An 18,669-nucleotide genomic window follows, 5' to 3' on the forward strand; every position below is an offset into this window, starting at 1 on the left:
CCGGATCACCCGGGCAAAAACAATTCCTGAAGGTCGCTCAGGAAATCAAAGCCGCGTTCGGTGGGCTGGATGTGGACCAGATTGGTCTTGAGCAGGCCCTTGGCTTCGGCGGCCTTCAGGCCTTGCGTGATGGCGGTGACGGGCTGTCCGGTGCGGGTGCAGAAGTCGCGCACCAGAAAGCCGTCCTTGAGCCGCAGGGCATTGAGCATGAATTCAAAGGCCAGGTCCTGTTTGGAGACTTCATGCTCCTGCGCCACGGCGTTGCCGGCCAGTGCGTGCTCCATGTACTGTTTCGGGTCGCGATAGCGCACCTGGCGCATCACCCGGTGGGCAAAACTCAGCTTGCCGTGGGCGCCCGCGCCTATGCCGATGTAGTCGCCGAACTGCCAGTAGTTGGTGTTGTGCGTGCAGCGGTGCGCCGCCTTGGCAAAGGCGGAAATCTCGTAACGCGCAAGGCCCGCCGCTTCGGTCAATGCCGTGATGCGGTCCAGCATGGCGTAGGCAACATCGCCGTCGGGCAGGCGCGGCGGGTATTTGGCAAACAGCGTGTTGGGCTCTATCGTCAGGTGGTAGATGGAGAGGTGCGGCGGCGCAAAGCCGAGCGCCGTGCGCACGTCTTCTTCCAGCTGCGCCGGGCTCTGGCCGGGCAGGGCGTACATCAGGTCGAGGTTGAAGGTGTCAAAGCACTGTGCGGCTTCCTCGGCGGCGGCGCGCGCCTGTGCCGCGTCGTGCACCCGGCCGATGGCTTTGAGGTGTGCGTCGTTGAAGCTTTGCACGCCGATGGACAGGCGCGTCACGCCGGCGGCGTGAAAGGCCTTGAAGCGGTCCTTCTCGAAGGTGCCTGGGTTGGCCTCCAGCGTGATTTCGCAGCCGGCTTCCAGCATCAGGCGGGCGCGGATCATCGCGATCAGGCGGTCGATCGATTCGGGTGAGAACAGGCTGGGCGTGCCGCCGCCGATGAAGATGCTGCTGACCGTGCGGCCCCAGACGAGTGGCAGCGTTGCTTCCAGATCGGCGGTGAGGGCGTCGATGTAGCGCGCCTCGGGCGTGCCTTCGCCTTCCTTGATGGCGTGTGAATTGAAGTCGCAGTAGGGGCACTTCTTCAGGCACCACGGGATGTGCACGTAGAGGGAGAGCGGCGGCAGGCTGGGCAGGCGCAGCGGGCCGGGGCCGATGTAGCGCTGCATGTCCTGCAGGGCAGGATTGTCGTGGTTCATGGACGGTCCGTTCTGAAACAATAGCTGCCAACGCTTGTCCAGAAAGCGTTGGAGCCCAAAATCACCTGAAACCGGAGGTGCGTCCGGCTCAGAGCCAGCACTCTCGCATGAGAGAAAGCATCTGCTGCGCCGCGCGCCCTCTATGGCTGTGGGCGTTCTTGACTTCCGGCGGCAGCTCGGCAAAGGTCTTGCCGAATTCCGGCAGAAACATCACCGGGTCGAAGCCGAAGCCGCCGCTGCCGCGCGGCGCGCGGGTGATTTCGCCGCGCACGCGGCCGACGGCGATCAGGGGTTCGGGGTCTTCGGGGCTGCGCACGGCCACCAGGGTGCTGACCATGCTGGCGCGCCGGTCGTCGATCGATGCCATTTGCTCGAGCAGCGCACGCACATTGTTGGCGTCGCCCTTCTCGTAGCCGAAGCGCGTGGCAAAGCTGGCCGTCTGCACGCCGGGTTCGCCGCCAAAGGCCTGCACGCACAGACCGGCGTCGTCGGCCAGGGCGGGCAGTCCGCTGGCCTGGCTGGCGTGGCGCGCCTTCACCAGTGCGTTTTCCACGAAAGTGTGAAAAGGCTCCTCGGCCTCGGCCACCCCCAGGGCCTCCTGGGTGACAAGCTCCACGCCCAGCGGCGCCATCAGGGCCTGCAGTTCGGCGAGTTTTCCCAGGTTGTGGGATGCAAGAACAATTTTCATGAAAACAGGCTGTAGCGCTTTACAGTAAAGCGCGGACAGCTCTCATTTGGAGAGTGATTGGTGCTGCAGCGCCAGCAGCTGCGTGATGCCGGTCTCGCCGAGCTGCAGCAGCCGGTCGAGTTCGCCGCGCGAGAACGTGGCGCCTTCGGCCGTGCCCTGCAGCTCCACATACTGCCCGGCGCCGGTCATCACGATGTTCATGTCGGTGTCGCAGGCCGAGTCTTCCACGTATTCCAGGTCGAGCAGCGGCGTGCCCTGCACGATGCCGACCGACACGGCGGCGACGGCGCCCGTGAGCGGGCTTTCGGTGATTGCGCCGCTGGCGAGCAGCGTGGCCACCGCATCGTGCGCCGCCACCCAGGCGCCGGTGATCGAGGCGGTGCGCGTGCCGCCATCGGCCTGCAGCACGTCGCAGTCGAGCGTGATGGTGCGTTCGCCGAGCTTCTTCAGGTCGAACACCGCGCGCAGGCTGCGCCCGATCAGGCGCTGGATTTCCTGCGTGCGCCCGCTCTGCTTGCCCTTGGCGGCCTCGCGCGCGCCGCGTGTGTTGGTGGCACGTGGCAGCATGCCGTATTCGGCCGTCACCCAGCCTTCGCCGCTGCCGCGTTTGTGCGGCGGCACTTTTTCTTCCACCGATGCGGTGCACAACACCTTGGTCGCGCCGCATTCGATGAGCACCGATCCTTCCGCGTGCACGGTGTAGTGGCGGGTAATGCGCACGGGGCGCAGCTGGTCGGCGGCGCGGTTGCCGCTGCGGCAATAAGAGGTCATGGGTCTTCTCTGCTGGATGGGACCGCCCTTGGCGGCCGCGGAACGGGGCGATTCAGCCTTGCGCCTTGCGCGCGGCCGTGCGCCGGATGGTTTCGTTGATTTCGGCGATGGAGCGTTCGATCGCCTTGTCGTCCAGCACCTCGTCTGCCGGATCGAAATCGTCGGTCTGAATGGTAGAGGCAAACCCGTCTTCGCTGCCGGTATCGATGCCATCGTCCTTGTCCGCATCGGGGATGATGGGCGTATCCCATTGCAGGGCCAGCGCGGTGACGTTGTCGCTGCCGCTGCCGGCGTTGCGCAGGGCGAGGTCGACCAGCATGGGCACGGCTTCGGCGACGCGCTGGCGCGAGAGGATCTGCACGATCGCCTCATCGCTCACGGCATCCCACAGGCCATCCGAACACAGCAGCAGGCGATCGCCCGCATCCAGCAGCACGGCGTTGGAGACGTCGTACAGCGGCCGCGCAGGCGAGCCCAGGCAGGTGAAGAGCACGTTGCGGTTGACCGGCTCGGCGCCCAGGGCGCCCTGCAGCTCGCGGTACGAATGGTCGCGGGTGCGCGCCAGCAGCGCGCCGCCGCGCACCAGATAGGCGCGCGAGTCGCCGCAGTGGGCCCAGCGGACCTGGCCGTCCTGCACCAGCGCCACCACCAGCGTGGTGCGCGGCGCATCGGGCAGGGAGCGCGATTTGGCATAGGCCAGGATGGCATCGTGCGCGGCGATCACGCTGGCGGAGAGAAACAGCGCCACATCGTCGAGCGCCGGTCTGGCTTCGCGCTGAAAGCGCAGGGCCACGGTCTGAATGGCGATCTGGGCCGCCACTTCGCCCTGCGGATGGCCGCCCATGCCGTCCGCCAGCACGAACAGACAGGCTTCGCGCGTGTAGGCGTAGCCCATGCGATCTTCGTTGTTGGCGCGCCCGCCCTGGCGGCTGAGCTGGAAAACCGAAAATTTCATTTGGGCCGCATTCCTGTCGCAGCCGGCACCGTCGGCTTGATGATGGTTTTCTTCGCATCGCTGACGAAGGTATCGAGTTGCAAACGCATCTTCTCCGCCATCGACAGACGCGTGTAGCGGCGCTCACCCTCGCGTGAAAGCTCTTTCTGCAGCGCGAACACCGACTGCGGGCGGTCCAGCGGGTTCAGCGCCATGCACCACTCCACCAGCTCGATCAGATTGTCCGAATAGACGCCGCGCAGCTTCTGCAGCGACAGCGCCATCTTGTCCTTGGTCTGGCGCTGCGGCGCCTCGGTCGGCGGATAGCCCTGCATGCAGGCGAACATGCAGGCGCCGATGGCGTAGATGTCCGTCCAGGGCCCCAGCGCCGAATCACGCCGGTACATCTCGGGCGCGGCAAAGCCCGGCGTGTACATCGGGCGGGTGAAGTTGCCTTCCTTCGAGAGTACCTCGCGCGCCGCGCCGAAGTCGATCATCACCGCGCGGTTGTCGTCGGTGATGAAGACATTGGCTGGCTTGATGTCCAGGTGCAGCATCTTGTGCTGGTGCACCACCCGCAGGCCGCGCAGGATTTCATCGAACAGCGAGCGGATCGTGGATTCGCGAAACACCTTGTCCTGCTTGAGGCTTCTGGCAGTGACGATGAACTCCTGCAGCGAAGCGCCCTCCAGGTAGTTCATCACCATGTAGACGGTGTCGTTCTCGCGAAAGAAATTGAGCACCGTCACGACGGATGAATGCGCAATCTGCGCCAGCGCGCGCCCCTCCTCGAAGAAGCTCTTGAGCCCCAGGCGGTAGAGCGAGAGTTTTTCCGGCGCCACCTGCGGCTGCAGTTCGCCCTGCGCGCGCGTCGCCAGCGATGCGGGCAGGTACTCTTTGATTGCCACCTGCTGACCGTCGCGGTCCAGCGCCAGATAGACGACGCCGAAACCCCCGGCGGCGAGGCGCCGCATGATGCGATATCCGCCTATGGACGTGTCTTCAGGCAGCGGTGCAGGCTTGACCTTGGGCGATGACATGGCGCTGGATCAATACGGGCACCTGACCGACACGGGATAATCCCGGAATCGCAGCGCATCAATCACGGAAAGCTTCATGGCAGTTTATAGCATGACCGGCTACGCCAGCGTTCAGCAGAAAGCGGCTCGAACGCAGGGCAGGGACGATGGCGCCAGGCTCGGGTTGGAGGTGCGCTCGGTCAACAGCCGCTTTCTCGATGTGAGCCTGCGTCTGGCCGATGAACTGCGCCAGCATGAATCGGCGCTGCGCACCCTGGTGTCCCGCCAGCTCAAGCGCGGCAAGGTCGAGCTGCGCGCGTTTGTCGTCTCTGCGGAAGCGGGCGCGCTGCACGCGCCGGATACGGCCACGCTGCAGCGCATGGCCGCGCTGCAGGAGGGCGTGCGCGCCTGGCTGCCGGAAGCACGGCCCCTGTCCGTTGCGGACATCCTTCGCCTGGGAACGGCGGTGGGCGGGCCCCAGGCCGAATGGGGCGAGGTACTGCTGGAGCTGGCCCGGCAGGCACTGCAAGGGCTTTGCGCGGCGCGCGAACGCGAGGGCGAGCGCCTGGTGCAGATGCTGCTGGAACGCGTGCAGCAGCTGCGTGCGCTGGCGCTGCAGGCTGGCCCGCTGGTGCCGCAGCTGGTGCAGCAGCAGCGCCAGAAGTTTCTCGACCGCTGGCAGCAGGCTCTTCAATCTGCCGAGGGCAGCCCCATGCCCGAGGCGGCGCAGGAGCGCGCGCTGGCGGAGGCGACCGCCTTTGCCCTGCGCATCGACGTGGCCGAAGAGATCACGCGGTTGCAGTCGCATCTGGACGAGATCGAGCGCCTGCTTCAGCAGGGCGGCGAGGTCGGCAAGCGGCTGGACTTTCTCATCCAGGAACTGCACCGCGAGGCCAACACGCTGGGCTCCAAGTCCGCCAGCATCGAGCTCACGCGCATCAGCGTGGACATGAAGGTGCTGATCGAGCAGATGCGCGAGCAGGTGCAAAATATAGAGTAGTCAAAACAATAGCTGTCAACGCATGCCTATGATGGATTATCCGGGGAATTTGTTTGTGGTTTCAGCCCCCAGCGGCGCGGGCAAGTCGAGTCTGGTGAACGCGCTGATGGAGCTCGATGCGCTGGTGCGTCCGTCGATCTCGCACACCACACGCGTGCCGCGCGGGCAGGAGATGGATGGGCGCGAATACCACTTCACCACGGTGGAAACGTTTGATGCGATGGTGGCCGCCGATGCCTTCGTCGAATGGGCCAACGTGCACGGCAACCGCTATGGCACCTCGCGCCAGGCCATCGAGGAGCGCGTTGCCCAGGGCGGCGACGTGATTCTGGAAATCGACTACCAGGGCGCCGAGCAGATCAAGCGCGCGTTTGCGAACGCGGTGCTGGTGTTCGTGCTGCCGCCGAGCTGGGAAGAATTGCGCGCCCGGCTGCTGCGCCGGGGCGAGGACAGCGCCGACATCATCGACAAGCGCCTCGCCAACGCCGCGCAGGAGATGGACCAGGTGGAAAAATTCGACTTCGTTATAATCAACGAGGTCTTTGAGCGCGCACTTTTCGACCTGAAAACCATTGTTCATGCCCAGCGCCTGAAGGTGGCAGCGCAGCGCAGAGCCCGCGCCGATACTTTCAAATCGCTGCGCCTCGCCTAGATCACACCGGAGAATCTCACATCATGGCCCGCATCACCGTGGAAGACTGCCTCGAGCACATTCCCAACCGTTTCCAGCTCGTGCTGGCTGCCACCTACCGCGCCCGCATGCTCAGCCAGGGGCATGCGCCCAAGATCGAAAGCCGCAACAAGCCCGGCGTCACGGCGCTGCGCGAGATCGCTGCCGGCAAGGTAGGCCTGGAGATGCTGAAAAAAGTGCCCGGTTGACATTACGTCACGCATTTGACACAAAAAGCACCGCAAGCCGGTGCTTTTTTGTTGTCTGCCGGGACTGCAAAGCTGCGTGCCGCTACATTTAGGGGATGGGTGAAGGCTCGAAATTGCAGCTGGCCGATGATGTTGCCGTGCAGGATGCTCCGGCGCGCGCGGCTGTGGCTGCCGATCCTGCCCTGGGCGCTGCGGCCGCGCAGTTTGCCACGCTGGCGCAGAAGCTGCATTATCTGGACGAGGCGGCGAGCGAACGGGTGCGCCAAGCCTACCACTACGCCGATCAGGCGCACCTGGGGCAGTTGCGCAACAGCGGCGAGCCCTACATCACCCACCCGATTGCGGTCGCCAGCCTGTGTGCGGACTGGAAGCTCGATGCCGAGGCACTCATGGCCGCCCTGCTGCACGATGCGCTGGAGGACTGTGGCGTCAGCAAGGCCGATCTGATAGAGCGTTTTGGCGCACCGGTGGCCGATCTGGTCGATGGGCTGACCAAGTTGGACAAGCTGCAGTTCAACACGCGCGAGGAAGGCCAGGCGGAATCGTTTCGCAAGATGCTGCTGGCGATGGCGCGCGATGTGCGCGTGATCCTCATCAAGCTGGCGGACCGTACGCACAACATGCGCACCCTAGGCAGTGCGCCGCGCAGCAAATGGCACCGCATCGCCTCGGAAACGCTGGAAATTTACGCACCCATCGCGCACCGGCTGGGCCTGAACCAGACCTACCGGGAGCTGCAGGATCTGTCGTTTCGCCATCTGCACCCCTGGCGCTATGAGACGCTGGCCAAGGCGGTGGCGCGCTCGCGCGGGCGCCGCCGGGAGGCAGTGCAGAAGGTGCAGGCCGAGGTCGAGGCCGCATTTGCCCGGCAGGGCATGCCGGTGCGCCTGTCCAGCCGCGAAAAAACCCTGTACGGCATCTACCAGCGCATGCAGGGGCGCCACCTGAGCTTTGCGCAAGTGGTGGACCTTTCCGGCTTTCGCGTGGTTGTACCGACCATCACCGATTGCTATACCGCCATCGGCGTGCTGCACCAGCTCTACAAACCGGTTCCGGGCAAGTTCACCGACCACATTGCCATCGCCAAGGCCAATGGCTACCAGTCGCTGCACACCACGCTCGTGGGGCCCGCCAGCCTGAACATCGAATTCCAGGTGCGTACCGAGGAGATGCACATCGTCGCCGAGGCAGGCGTGGCGGCGCACTGGCTCTACAAGGCGCAGCACAAGGGCGGGGCCGAGGCGCAAAAGCTGGGCACGCGCTGGCTGCAGTCGCTGCTGGACATCCAGAACGAGACGCACGACGCAACCGAATTCTGGGAACACGTCAAGGTCGATCTCTTTCCGGACGCGGTCTATGTCTTCACGCCACGCGGCCAGATCATGGCGCTGCCCAGCGGCACGACGGTGGTGGATTTCGCCTACGCCATTCACAGCGATGTGGGCGATCACACGGTGGCGGCGCGGGTGAACCACGAACAGGTGCCACTGCGCACCGTGCTCAAGACCGGCGATGTCGTCGAGATCATGACGGCGCCCGAGGCTGAGCCCAATCCCGCATGGCTGGGCTTTGTGAAGTCCGGCCGTGCGCGCTCCAAGATCCGGCTCTACCTCAAGACGCTGGCGCAGAAGGAATCGGTCGGATTGGGCGAAAAGCTGCTGGCGCAGGCGCTGCGCGCCGAGGGCGTGCAACAGCTGCCGACCGAGCAGGAGCATGCAGCGCTGTGGGAGAAGCTGCTGCGCTTTACCGGCCACCGCACGCGCGATGAGCTGCTGACCGACATCGGCCTGGGCAAGCGCGTGGCGCGCATCGTCGCGCGTCGCATCGTCGCATTGCTCTCCGAGGGCGGCCTGCGCCCCGATGTGCTGCTGCTCACGCGTGAGCGCTACAGCGCCGAGGACAGTCTCTCGCAGGGCGGTGTGCTGCTCGATGGCAGCGAGCGCGCAACCGTGCACTACGCCAGATGCTGCCATCCGGTGCCGGGCGATCCCGTGGTCGGCTACCTGGAGCGCGGCGAAGGCCTGGTCGTGCACCACGCCCAGTGCGAAGTGGCGCGGGAACTCCAGCGCAAGGATGGCGAGCGCTTTCTCAGTGTGGACTGGGCCGATGAGCCCACACGCAATTTCGAAGCCGCCATCACGGTGACGGTGAACAACCACAAGGGCGTGCTGGCGCGCGTGGCCACCGAGCTTGCCAGCTGCGAGGCCGACATCGTGCACATGGACATGGATGACGCCACCGGCACCACGGCCGATCTGCGATTCACCGTGGCGGTGCGCAATCTGGCGCATGTCGAATCCATTCTGCGCAGCCTGCGGCGCATGAATGTCGTGCTCAAGGTGGAGCGGGTGTTTTCCGTCAGCGCCTGAGGAACCCCTGAGTTTTTTCAGCGCTGGTGCCGGATGGCGTTTTTTGGCCGGAAGGCCTTGCAGACCGCATCCACGGTTTCCAGGTAGGGCCCGCCGATCAGGTCGATGCAGTAGGGCACTGCGGCAAAGATGCCGGGCACGAGCCCGCTGCCGTCACTGTTCTTGAGTCCTTCCAGCGTTTCGGCAATCGCCTTGGGCTGGCCGGGCAGGTTGATGATGAGGCTTTGCCCGCGGACCACCGCCACCTGGCGTGAGAGGATGGCCGTGGGCACGAAGTGCGCGCTGATGCGGCGCATCTGTTCGCCAAAGCCGGGCATCACCTTGTCGGCCACGGCCAGCGTGGCCTCGGGTGTCACGTCGCGCGGCGCCGGGCCCGTGCCGCCGGTGGTCAGGATGAGCGAGCAGCCGCGCTGCGCCAGTTCGATCAGCGTGGTGCCGATGCCTTCCTGCTCATCCGGAATCAGGCGCTGCTCGAAGGTGATGGGGTTGAGCAGCGCGCGCGTGAGCCAGTCCTTGAGCGCCGGCAGACCTTTGTCTTCGTAGACGCCGCTGCTGGCGCGATCGCTGATGGAGACCAGACCGACCGTGACGGCTTCGGGCGCGGGCAGGGCAGTGGCGGTGTCATTCATGGTCGTCGTTCGTATCCTGGGGTGTGCCAAGCACCTGCGCGCGCAGCACTTGAAACAGTTCGCGGTAGGCGCGGCTTCTACGCGGCGCGGCGCCTTGCGATACTTCGGCGGCCGTGAGCGGCGGATTGTCCTTGCGTGCCTGGCGGATCAGCGTGCGCAGGTGCTGGATGTCGCTGCCCGGGTACTCGTCCAGCCAGGCGCTCAGCACCTCATCGTCCGCCAGCAGGCGCTCGCGCCATTGCTCGGCCTGGTGCAGCGCCAGCACTTCCTGCTGATGGCCCGCGCCATCGCTGGCAAGGCTCTCGCGCACCTTCGTCAGGGTGTCTTGATCGAGTTTGCGCATCAGTTTGCCCACGAGCTGCATCTGGCGGCGGCGCCCCTCGTGCGCGGTGATGCGCCTGGCTTCTGCCAATGCTTCGAGCAGCCTTTCGGGCAATTGCAGGCCATCGAGGCGATCCGCGCTCAGGGTGAGCAACGCTGCGCCCAGCGCCTGCAGCTCGGTGCTCTCGCGCTTGAGATCGGTCTTGCTCTGGCCGGGCGTGCCGCGCAGCTCGGACTTGAACTGTTCGTCGAGCTCGCTGCCTTCGGCGATGAACTGGCCTTTGACGTAATAGCCTCGGGTGGGTTTGCGTGGCATTGAGATGCGGGGAATTTTGCTTGTGGAGGCCGCCCACGGATGGGCGCCAAGTATCATAGCCGCCGCCATGAATACCACTGCCAACGCAACGCCCGAAGCGGGCTTCAGCTATTCGCGCCCCTTCTTCGAAGACCTGGTCGATCAGGCACTGGCGCATGCCCGCAAGCTCGGCGCGACGGACGCGGGCGCCGATGCGTCCGAGGGCTGTGGCCTGTCGGTCGGCGTGCGCCGCGGGCAACTGGAGAGCGTGGAGCGCAACCGCGATAAATCGCTGGGCGTGACGGTCTATATCGGCCAACGGCGCGGCAACGCCAGCACCTCGGATTTTTCCGTCCAGGCGGTGCGCCAGACGGTGCAGGCGGCGTATGACATCGCGCGCTTCACCGCCGAAGATCCGGTGGCCGGGCTGCCCGATGCGGCGGACATCGCGCCAGAGGCTTCGCACCGCGATCTGGACCTGTTCCACCCCTGGGCCGTCACCAGCGAGGAGGCGGCGCGCATGGCGCTAGAATGCGAAGAGGCGGCACTCAAGACCCACAAGCGCATCACCAACAGCGAAGGCGCGGGCGTCTCGGCGCAGCAAAGCCATTTTTTCAGCGCGCACACGCGCGGCTTTCGTGGCGGCTACGCCAGCTCGCGCCACAGCCTGTCGGTGGCGCCGATCGCCTCGCTGCCTGGCAAACATGGCGAGATGCAGCGCGATTCCTGGTACAGCTCCGAGCGCGACGCGGCGCACCTGGCCACGCCAGCGGCTGTCGGGCGCTATGCGGCCGAGCGCGCGCTCTCCCGCTTGGGCGCGCGCAAGATCGCGACTACCGCCTGCCCGGTACTGTTTGAATCACCGTTGGCGGCGGGGCTGCTCGGCGGCTTCGTGCAGGCCGTGAGCGGCGGTGCGCTGTACCGCAAGAGCAGTTTTCTGCTCGATTCACTGGGCAAGCCGGTTTTTCCGAGCCACATCGAAATCCTTGAAGACCCTTTCGTGCCGCAGGGCAAGGGCAGTTCGCCGTTTGACGACGAAGGCGTGCGCGTGGCGCCGCGCAAGGTGGTCGAAGGCGGGCGCGTGGCGGGCTATTTCCTCTCCAGCTATTCGGCGCGCAAGCTGGGCATGCACACCACCGGCAATGCGGGTGGCTCGCACAACCTCACGCTGATGTCCAAGCGCACCAGGGCGGGCGACGATCTGCCCGAGATGCTGCGCAAGCTTGGCACCGGTCTGTTCGTGATCGAGCTCATGGGCCAGGGCGTGAACTACGTTACCGGCGACTATTCGCGCGGTGCCAGCGGCTTCTGGGTGGAAAACGGCGAGATCGCCTACCCGGTGCACGAGATCACCATCGCGGGCAATCTCAGGACCATGTTCAAGGGCATCACCGCCGTGGGCGCCGATGCCTATGGCTATGGCGCCAAGACGGTGGGCTCCATCCTCGTCAACCGGATGACGCTGGCGGGCAGCTGACCGGCGTACCGGCGGTCGCGCAGCCTGCGTGCCCGGGATGCTGCCGTGGACGCAGGCCCACCCGCCCTGCGTGTTGCCACTATCGTGACCGACGCTCAGGGAGAGAGCATCCCGGTCAGCGCCGCCAGGTCCTGGGCCGCTGCCCGGCTGGCGGTGGCCTCGACATCCCGGTAACGCCGGATCAGCAGGGCGCCCACCGGCGTCAGGCGGGTGCCGCCGCCGTGCGCGCCGCCCAGGGTGGTCTCGATCGCCGGGGAGCGCAGCGCGCCGCTGAGCTCTTCGAGCAGCATCCACGCGCGCCGGTACGACATGCCCATCCGCCGGGCCGCGCCCGCGATGGATCCCGTTTCGGCCACCGCCTCCAGCAGCGCGATCTTGCCGGGTCCGACGGCGATCGTCTTGCCCCGATAAATGCGCAGACGGAATTGAGCTTTTGCCTTCATGCGGCGTATTTTTACCGCCGGAACTGGGGATCCTCAAGATACGATATATTCCTTCAAACATATCGAAGGAGAGGCCACCCATGAAACCCACTACCTATACCCTCCACGGTGTCAGCGGTCTGCTGGCATTGGCTTTGGCCGGCTGTGGCGGCAGCGACGATCCCGTGAAACCCGATCCGCCCGCCGCCAGCATCAGCCTGGCGGGCAGCGTGGCCACGCCGACCGACTTCACCAGCGCCACCCTGAAGGCGAAATACACCGAGGTCGAGCAGACCGTCAGCTACCTTGCCGGCACCACCCCGACGGTCAAGAACTACCTGGGCGTGTCCCTGTTCGACGTGGTGCAGGATGCGCTCGCCGCCGACAACAAGACCCCCGGCGCCACCAACCCCGGCAATGCGGGCCGTCGGCTGATCGAGCATTACGTGCTCGCCACCTCCACCGACGGGTACCAAGTCGCGTATTCGCTCGGCGAGCTGAGTCCGGGCTTTGGCGGCAGTTCGTCCGCCAGCGGCCAGCCGTTGATCGCCTATGCCGAGAAGGCGGGCGGCGCGGTGGCGGCATTGGACGACAGCACCGATGGGCCGTTCCGCATCACCGTGCCGGGCGACGTCAAGGGCGGGCGCTACGCGTCCAACGCCGTCAAGCTCGAAGTGGGGGTTCCGTCAGCGACGCCATACTCCGGCACCGATCCCGCCGGGGGGCAGTCGACCACCGTCATCATCGATGGCAAGGTCAAGGCCGCCCGCACCTTCACCGTGGACGATCTGAAGGCGCTGCCTGTCCAGACCGCCGTCTACAACGGCACCACCTACAAGGGCGCGGGGCTGTACGACCTGCTCAAGACCACCGTGGGCCTGACGACTTCCAGCCGCAAGAACGCCGAGCTGTCGATGTACGCCGTGGCGATTGCCACCGACGGCTTCCGTTCCGTGGTTTCCCTGGGCGAAATTTCCCCCAGCTTCGGCAACCGGCCCGCCATCGTGGCCTATGAGCGCGAGCACGACACCGACCCGACCCTGGGCCCCACCGGCGCACTGCGGCTGATCATCTCCAGGAATGCCGCGACCCCCGAGTCCGCGGGCGCGCGACAGGTCTCCAACCTGGCTGAAATCCAGGTGTTCGAAGCAGGCACGCCTTGATCCTGCGCCCGCTGCTGGCGATCGCCGCCGCTGCCCTGCTGCTGGCGTGCGGCGGCGGCGAGACCGCCAGCCCCGCCGATGCGGCGACGGCCGTGTGCCGCGCCAAGGCCGGCGCCGACGAGCAGCTCGCCTGCTTTACCGCCCTGTACGGCGTGACGCCGTTGGAAGCGCCGCCCGTGGTGTCGGATGCGCGCTTTGCCGCCGGGGTGCGCCTGTTCACCAGCACCCGGCTGTCCGGCACCGGCACGGTGGCCTGCGTTTCCTGCCACGCCAACAACAACGCCGGGGTCGAGGGCTTCACCCTGCTGGATGGCCGCACGCTGGCGCGCGCGCTCCACCCCAGTCTGCGCGGCGGTGATGCCGACGACCCGGCCAACACCACGTCCATCCACCGCAACGCGCCCGATCTGGTGAACAAGCTGCTGGGTGCGCCGCAGTTCATGTTTCACGATGGACGGGTGGCGCTCGATGGCAAGGGCGGTTTCATCACGCCCGTGGGCGACCAGTTGCCCCCCGGGCTGGAGAACCTGGTGGCGGCGCAGGCGCTGATACCACTGCTGGCGCGCGACGAGATGCTGGGCTATGCGCCCGGCAGCAACGGCGGGCGCTCGGAGAACGCGACGGCGGGCCTCGTCGGCGACCCGGTGGAGGCCAACCCGCGGCCCGTATGGAACGCGGTGATGCAGCGCGTGCTGGCCGATCCGGCACTCGCCGGCGTGCTGGCCGACGCCTTTCCCGAGGTGCCGCCCGCCGACCTGGGCATCCAGCACGTGGCCAATGCGCTGGCAGCGTTCCAGACGCGGCGCTGGAACGCGGGGCGCTCGACCTACGGTTTCCACGGCTGGCTGCGCGACCGCGCACGCTGGCCGCTGGCCGCGGACGAACTGCGCGGCGCGCTGACGTTCTTCGACCGGGGGCGCTGCGCCCAATGCCACAACGGGCCGAAGCTGACCGACTCCAGATTCCACAACCTGGCCGTGCCGCAGATCGGCCCCGGCTTCGGCAGCGGCGCCGCCGGGACGCCGCGCGCGGACAAGGGCCGCTACGAGGTGACGCGGCAGGACGCCGACCTGTATGCCTTTCTCACGCCCTCGCTGTGGGAGGTGCGTGCCACCGCGCCGTATTTCCACAACGGCGTTTACGACAGCCTGGAGCAAACCGTCCGCCACCACCTGGACGCCGCCGGCCATGCCCAGGCGTTCCGCTGCGACAGCGACGCGCCGCTGCTGCAGGCGGGCGTCCGCGTCGAGTGCCGCGACAGCCAGAACGCCCCCGCGCTGTATGCCACCATGGTGCAGCGGCTGGCGCCGCAGCTCAAAGACCCGCCCGTCCTAAGCGACGCCGAAATCGCCGACCTGATCGTCTTTCTGAAGCGGGTGACGAACGGCAACAACGGAGGATAGCCATGGTGGACGCCACGACCGATGCCATCACCCTGCGCCCCATCGGCGTAGTGCGCAGCCCCTACCACGCCACGCAAGGCATGCCCATCCAGACCGTGGCGGCAGCGGAGATCGCGGGCGAGCTGCATGTCTTTGACGAGTTCGCCGAGGGTTTGCACGACATTGAAGGTTTCGATTACCTGATCGTGCTCACGCACCTGCACCAGGCCACCGAGAAGCTGCGGGTCGTGCCCTTCATGGACGTGACCGAGCATGGCGTCTTTGCCACCCGCGCACCGGCACGGCCCAACCGCATCGGCCTGTCCATCGTGCGCCTGGATGCGGTGCATGGCACGGTGCTGCGCTTTTTCGGCAACGACATGCTCGATGGCACGCCGGTGCTGGACATCAAACCCTACGTGCCGCTGCTGGACGTGCGGACGACCGAGCGCATCGGCTGGTTCGCGCAGGGCCTGCAGCGGCTGCCGTCCACCAGGTCGGACGACCGGATGCAGCCGTGACCCAGGCGGGTCCGGGCTGGTGGCCCATCCCGGTGCGTCAGCTTCAGGCAATCCGCGCGGCGATCGCATGACCCGCCTCGATGGCGCTGGCGGTGCCGCCCAGAGCTGACGGCATTTCGCAGCCGCTGTGCCTGCTGGCAGAATGCTGCCGCCCCGTTGTTCCACTGAACTCCATCCGGCGGGCGTCATTGAAGGAGAGGTCCATGAATCGTGCAATCGCTGCCGTGGCAGGCTTGGCTGGCTTGTGGTTTCTTATGCTCGCCAGCCCGCGTTCGGCGGGAGAGACCGTGGTGAAGTTCGTTATGGCGGCGGTGCTGCTGCTGTTTGCATACCGCCGTTTCCCGACCGGCCAACGGTATTTAGTGCCAAAGACGGCGGTGCTGCTGCTGTTTGCATACCGCCGTTTCCGGGCCGCACCGCGGAGGACAGCCGAGTACGCGAAACGCTCCGATGGCACGGACACCGTGATGGATGTTGTGCCCGCGGCTGCGCCGGTGAACGTCTTTGCTGCCGTATTGGCCGTGGTTTTCGCGGCTGGAATTGTGGGCAGTGGCGTGCCTTACTTATGGGTGATGGGCCTGTTGTTCGCCGCTGTTGCCGCGCTGGTCCTGCTGAAGGATCCCCGGGGTGCCCGCGCCAGCCGCCGCGCCAGTCTGCGCGTGGGCCCCGGTGGCATTGCCACGGGTGGGCATCAGTTATCGAAGAGTGACGTGCAGTACCTGCGCGTCAGGAATGGCTTGGGTGGTGAGGTGGAAATCATCTATGACGCCCACCAAGGCATCCCCACTGGCACCTTGGCGGGATTGGCGCATCGGCGCAAGCTGGCTGAAGTGGCCTACCGTGTGGAGGCCGAGGCTGCTGGCCGCGCCCATGTATTGGCCGCTGGCCTGGATGAGACCACCGCCCGAGGCCTGCTGACCGAGGTGGGCAAGGCCTTGCATGGCGGCGTGCCAGCGGCCTGAGCGAGCATTGCGCCCGGGCTTCGGCACCGGTGTGTCCCCACATTCGAGGGGGTGCGATGATGACCAGATGTGTCCTGGTCTTGTGCGTGTCAGCCTTGGGCGAGCCGCCCGGCGATCGCCTGACCCACCTCGGTGGTGCTGGCGTTGCCGCCCAGATCGGGTGTGCGCGGGCCGTCCCGCAGCACGGCTTCAATGGCGGTCATGATCGCATCGTGCGCTGCACGGCCCGCGCCCTGGCCGTGGGTGAGGAAATCCAGCATCAGCGCGCCCGACCAGACCATGGCAATCGGGTTGGCGATGCCCTGGCCATGGATGTCCGGCGCCGAGCCGTGCACGGGTTCGAACAGGCTCGGAAATTGACGTTCGGGATTCAGGTTGGCTGAAGGCGCCAGGCCTATCGTGCCGGTGGTCGCTGGGCCCAGATCCGAGAGGATGTCGCCGAACAGGTTGGTGGCGGCCACCACGTCAAAGCGCTCGGGCTGCAGCACGAAGCGCGCGGCGAGGATGTCGATGTGGTGCTTGTCCCAGGCCACTTCGGGGTAGCGCTGCGCCATGCTCGCGGCCTGCGTGTCCCACCACGGCATGCTGATCGCGATGCCGTTGCTCTTGGTGGCGAGTGACAGGTGTTGCTTGGGGCGGCTCTGCGCGAGGTCGAAGGCGTATTTCAGCAGCCGCTCGGTGCCTACGCGGGAATGGACCGATTCCTGCACCACGATTTCACGCTCGGTGCCTTCGAACATCACACCGCCCAGCGCCGTGTATTCGCCTTCGGTGTTCTCGCGCACCACGAGGTAGTCGATGTCGCCGGGTTTCTTGCCCGCCAGCGGGCAGGGCACGCCCTCGAACAGGCGCACCGGGCGCAGGTTGATGTACTGGTCGAATTCGCGGCGGAACTTGAGCAGGCTGCCCCAGAGCGAGACATGGTCGGGCACGGTAGCGGGCCAGCCGACGGCGCCAAAATAGATCGCATCCATGCTGGCGAGCTGCTGCTTCCAGTCGGCGGGCATCATCTGGCCGTGCGCGGCGTAATAGTCGCAGTGCGCCCAGTCGAAGGTACGCAGCGCCAGCGGCAGACCGAATTGGTGCGCTGCGGCCCGCACCACACGCAGGCCTTCGGGCATCACTTCGCGGCCTATGCCGTCACCGGCGATGACGGCAATCTGGAAAGGCTGGGGCATGGTTGATGGTAAAAAGTGGCTGCAACGCTTATGCAGCAAGCGCTATCAGCTATGGTTCATGAATTAAGTAGAGCCTTGACCGCTGCGGACACCATGCCCATGTCGGCCTTGCCCGCGAGCGCCTTCTTGGCCGCGCCCATCACCTTGCCCATGTCGGCCGGGCCGCTGGCGCCGACCTGTGCCACCAGGGCCTTGACGGCTTCGAGCACCTCGGCTTCCGAAAGGCGCGCGGGCAGGTAGGCTTCAAGCACCCGCATTTCGGCCTTTTCCTTGTCGGCCAGATCCTGGCGGCCCGCGCCTTCGTAGGCGGCGATGCTGTCCTTGCGCTGCTTGATGAGCTTGTCCACGATGGCGACGACGGCGGCATCGTCCAGCACCACGCGCTCGTCCACTTCCTTTTGCTTGCACGCGGCCAGCAGCAGCCGGATGGTGCCCAGGCGCTCGGCCTCGTGCGCGCGCATGGCGGCCTTCATGTCTTCGGTGATTTGTTCCTTCAAGGTCATTTTCTTGCTCCAGAAATCAAAAAACCCGCGCCAGGCGTCCCGGGCGCGGGTTGGATGGCGTGGTGCCGCAAGGCGGCAGCCGGTGCTCAGTACAGCTTCTTGGGCAGCTGCATGCTGCGCACGCGCTTGTAGTGGCGCTTGACGGCGGCGGCCTTCTTGCGCTTGCGCTCGGCGGTGGGCTTTTCGTAGAACTCGCGGGCGCGCAGTTCGGTCAGCAGGCCGAGCTTTTCAATGGTGCGCTTGAAGCGGCGCAGGGCCACGTCAAAGGGTTCGTTTTCTTTTACACGGATGGTTGTCATCAGCCAAAAATTTCCAGATATGTGCCGCCAGAGGGCTGGCCGGGAAGATCGGGCCCGGCCAGCCGTGTGCGGCGATGTCCCCGTCTGTTAACTAGTATGGCCGACGGGGCTGATGCCATGAAGCCGAGCATTATATTCAATTTCGGCAGCGGGCCAGGCCCAGGGCCGGTGCGCGGCCGTGCCTATCCGCCATCGCCCGCCGGCCTGGTTGTCTGGCGGATCAGACCGAGCAAGCGTGCGCGGTCTGCGCCGGTCAGGGGCTGCAGGATTTCGTCCTGCAGCTGCCTGACGATGGGCAGCAGGGCGTCGTGGATGCGTGCGCCCTCTTCGGTCAATGACAGTTCACGCGCCCTGCGGTCCCTGGCGCTGACGACGCGGCGCACCCAGCCCTTTTGCTCCAGCCGGTCGATCACGCCGCCTATCGTGGCGCGGTCGTAGGCGATCAATTCCGCAATGCTCGCCTGATCGGATGCCGGATGCGCCCGAATCGCATCCAGCGCGGCGAACTGGACGGAAGTCAGGTCAAGGCCGGCCGCCTGGGTGCGCAGGGTGAAAATCTGCGTGGACCGCTGGTGCAGGCGGCGGATCAGGTGGCCTGCCATGTCGAGTGACTCCATCACCGGACTCCTTCACATTCGGG

22 protein-coding genes are annotated in these 18,669 nt (G+C 66.2%); 9 read left to right on the top strand and 13 right to left on the bottom strand.

Features of this window, described 5'->3' with window-relative positions:
- Window positions 1–5: 5 nt before the first annotated feature.
- The 5 genes from hemW to K320_RS0115010 form a co-directional block, all read right to left on the bottom strand.
- Entirely contained in the window at window positions 6–1,217 is a 1,212-nt protein-coding gene (gene hemW / locus K320_RS0114990; protein WP_024539640.1) for a radical SAM family heme chaperone HemW, read from the bottom strand.
- An 88-nt stretch (window positions 1,218–1,305) separates the two neighbouring features.
- Window positions 1,306–1,905: an RdgB/HAM1 family non-canonical purine NTP pyrophosphatase gene (rdgB, locus tag K320_RS0114995; RefSeq protein ID WP_024539641.1), complete on the bottom strand. Its 600-nt coding sequence runs from the start codon at window positions 1,903–1,905 to the stop codon at window positions 1,306–1,308.
- Window positions 1,906–1,947: 42 nt separating this feature from the next.
- Window positions 1,948–2,676: a ribonuclease PH gene (rph, locus tag K320_RS0115000; protein WP_024539642.1), complete on the bottom strand. Its 729-nt coding sequence runs from the start codon at window positions 2,674–2,676 to the stop codon at window positions 1,948–1,950.
- Between the two features lie 52 nt (window positions 2,677–2,728).
- A complete protein-coding gene (locus K320_RS0115005; protein ID WP_024539643.1) occupies window positions 2,729–3,631 on the bottom strand; it encodes a PP2C family protein-serine/threonine phosphatase in 903 nt (300 codons plus the stop codon).
- Window positions 3,628–4,650 (bottom strand): serine/threonine protein kinase, encoded by a 1,023-nt coding sequence (locus K320_RS0115010; RefSeq protein WP_024539644.1) that lies wholly within the window; start codon window positions 4,648–4,650, stop codon window positions 3,628–3,630. The genes K320_RS0115005 and K320_RS0115010 overlap by 4 nt, the downstream gene beginning before the upstream one ends.
- A 76-nt stretch (window positions 4,651–4,726) precedes the next feature.
- Here K320_RS0115010 and K320_RS0115015 point away from each other — a divergent pair, with 76 nt between their 5' ends.
- The 4 genes from K320_RS0115015 to K320_RS0115030 all read left to right on the top strand — a co-directional run bounded on the left by K320_RS0115015 (window position 4,727) and on the right by K320_RS0115030 (window position 8,877).
- A complete protein-coding gene (locus K320_RS0115015) occupies window positions 4,727–5,629 on the top strand; it encodes a YicC/YloC family endoribonuclease (protein WP_211236128.1) in 903 nt (300 codons plus the stop codon).
- Window positions 5,630–5,660: 31 nt separating this feature from the next.
- On the top strand, window positions 5,661–6,281 hold the full coding sequence (gene gmk / locus K320_RS0115020) for a guanylate kinase (protein WP_024539646.1): 621 nt from the start codon (window positions 5,661–5,663) through the stop codon (window positions 6,279–6,281).
- Between the two features lie 23 nt (window positions 6,282–6,304).
- On the top strand, window positions 6,305–6,508 hold the full coding sequence (gene rpoZ, locus K320_RS0115025; RefSeq protein WP_024539647.1) for a DNA-directed RNA polymerase subunit omega: 204 nt from the start codon (window positions 6,305–6,307) through the stop codon (window positions 6,506–6,508).
- A gap of 95 nt (window positions 6,509–6,603) precedes the next feature.
- Entirely contained in the window at window positions 6,604–8,877 is a 2,274-nt protein-coding gene (locus tag K320_RS0115030) for a RelA/SpoT family protein (protein WP_024539648.1), read from the top strand.
- A gap of 17 nt (window positions 8,878–8,894) precedes the next feature.
- On the opposite strand, the gene mog is transcribed toward K320_RS0115030, so the two are convergent.
- Together mog and yjgA are read right to left on the bottom strand one after the other, a co-directional pair.
- Window positions 8,895–9,506: a molybdopterin adenylyltransferase gene (mog, locus tag K320_RS0115035; protein WP_029696216.1), complete on the bottom strand. Its 612-nt coding sequence runs from the start codon at window positions 9,504–9,506 to the stop codon at window positions 8,895–8,897.
- Complete coding sequence (gene yjgA, locus K320_RS0115040) at window positions 9,499–10,143, bottom strand: ribosome biogenesis factor YjgA (protein WP_024539650.1); 645 nt, start codon at window positions 10,141–10,143, stop codon at window positions 9,499–9,501. The genes mog and yjgA overlap by 8 nt, the downstream gene beginning before the upstream one ends.
- 67 nt (window positions 10,144–10,210) lie before the next feature.
- Between yjgA and pmbA the strand changes: the two genes are divergently transcribed.
- Window positions 10,211–11,599: a metalloprotease PmbA gene (pmbA, locus tag K320_RS0115045; RefSeq protein WP_024539651.1), complete on the top strand. Its 1,389-nt coding sequence runs from the start codon at window positions 10,211–10,213 to the stop codon at window positions 11,597–11,599.
- Window positions 11,600–11,694: 95 nt separating this feature from the next.
- On the opposite strand, the gene K320_RS0115050 is transcribed toward pmbA, so the two are convergent.
- A complete protein-coding gene (locus K320_RS0115050; protein ID WP_024539652.1) occupies window positions 11,695–12,042 on the bottom strand; it encodes a winged helix-turn-helix domain-containing protein in 348 nt (115 codons plus the stop codon).
- 80 nt (window positions 12,043–12,122) lie between these two features.
- Between K320_RS0115050 and K320_RS18465 the strand changes: the two genes are divergently transcribed.
- The 3 genes from K320_RS18465 to tsaA are packed head-to-tail and all read left to right on the top strand — an operon-like array spanning window position 12,123 to window position 15,087.
- Window positions 12,123–13,184 carry a hypothetical protein gene (locus K320_RS18465; protein WP_024539653.1) on the top strand — a complete coding sequence of 354 codons (1,062 nt, stop codon included), beginning with the start codon at window positions 12,123–12,125 and terminating at the stop codon, window positions 13,182–13,184.
- Window positions 13,181–14,587, top strand: a complete 1,407-nt coding sequence (locus K320_RS18470; protein WP_024539654.1) for a cytochrome-c peroxidase — start codon at window positions 13,181–13,183, stop codon at window positions 14,585–14,587. Before K320_RS18465 ends, K320_RS18470 begins: the two co-directional genes overlap by 4 nt.
- Before the next feature lie 2 nt (window positions 14,588–14,589).
- Complete coding sequence (gene tsaA / locus K320_RS0115065) at window positions 14,590–15,087, top strand: tRNA (N6-threonylcarbamoyladenosine(37)-N6)-methyltransferase TrmO (RefSeq protein WP_024539655.1); 498 nt, start codon at window positions 14,590–14,592, stop codon at window positions 15,085–15,087.
- A gap of 43 nt (window positions 15,088–15,130) precedes the next feature.
- Here tsaA and K320_RS19145 read toward each other — a convergent pair whose 3' ends face one another.
- Complete coding sequence (locus K320_RS19145; protein WP_156914016.1) at window positions 15,131–15,292, bottom strand: hypothetical protein; 162 nt, start codon at window positions 15,290–15,292, stop codon at window positions 15,131–15,133.
- Here K320_RS19145 and K320_RS18225 point away from each other — a divergent pair.
- Window positions 15,291–16,049, top strand: coding sequence for a hypothetical protein (locus K320_RS18225; protein WP_051384954.1), 759 nt, complete (start codon window positions 15,291–15,293; stop codon window positions 16,047–16,049). The two genes, K320_RS19145 and K320_RS18225, sit on opposite strands and share 2 nt — an antisense overlap.
- Before the next feature lie 89 nt (window positions 16,050–16,138).
- On the opposite strand, the gene K320_RS0115080 is transcribed toward K320_RS18225, so the two are convergent.
- The 4 genes from K320_RS0115080 to K320_RS0115095 all read right to left on the bottom strand — a co-directional run bounded on the left by K320_RS0115080 (window position 16,139) and on the right by K320_RS0115095 (window position 18,646).
- Complete coding sequence (locus tag K320_RS0115080) at window positions 16,139–17,227, bottom strand: tartrate dehydrogenase (RefSeq protein ID WP_024539658.1); 1,089 nt, start codon at window positions 17,225–17,227, stop codon at window positions 16,139–16,141.
- 56 nt (window positions 17,228–17,283) lie between these two features.
- Window positions 17,284–17,730, bottom strand: a complete 447-nt coding sequence (locus K320_RS0115085; protein ID WP_024539659.1) for a GatB/YqeY domain-containing protein — start codon at window positions 17,728–17,730, stop codon at window positions 17,284–17,286.
- An 86-nt stretch (window positions 17,731–17,816) separates the two neighbouring features.
- On the bottom strand, window positions 17,817–18,029 hold the full coding sequence (rpsU, locus tag K320_RS0115090; protein ID WP_012346814.1) for a 30S ribosomal protein S21: 213 nt from the start codon (window positions 18,027–18,029) through the stop codon (window positions 17,817–17,819).
- A 182-nt stretch (window positions 18,030–18,211) separates the two neighbouring features.
- Complete coding sequence (locus tag K320_RS0115095) at window positions 18,212–18,646, bottom strand: MarR family winged helix-turn-helix transcriptional regulator (RefSeq protein ID WP_024539660.1); 435 nt, start codon at window positions 18,644–18,646, stop codon at window positions 18,212–18,214.
- Window positions 18,647–18,669 lie beyond the last annotated feature (23 nt).

This window comes from Comamonas badia DSM 17552, from assembly GCF_000484635.1.
Lineage (GTDB): Bacteria > Pseudomonadota > Gammaproteobacteria > Burkholderiales > Burkholderiaceae_C > Comamonas_C > Comamonas_C badia.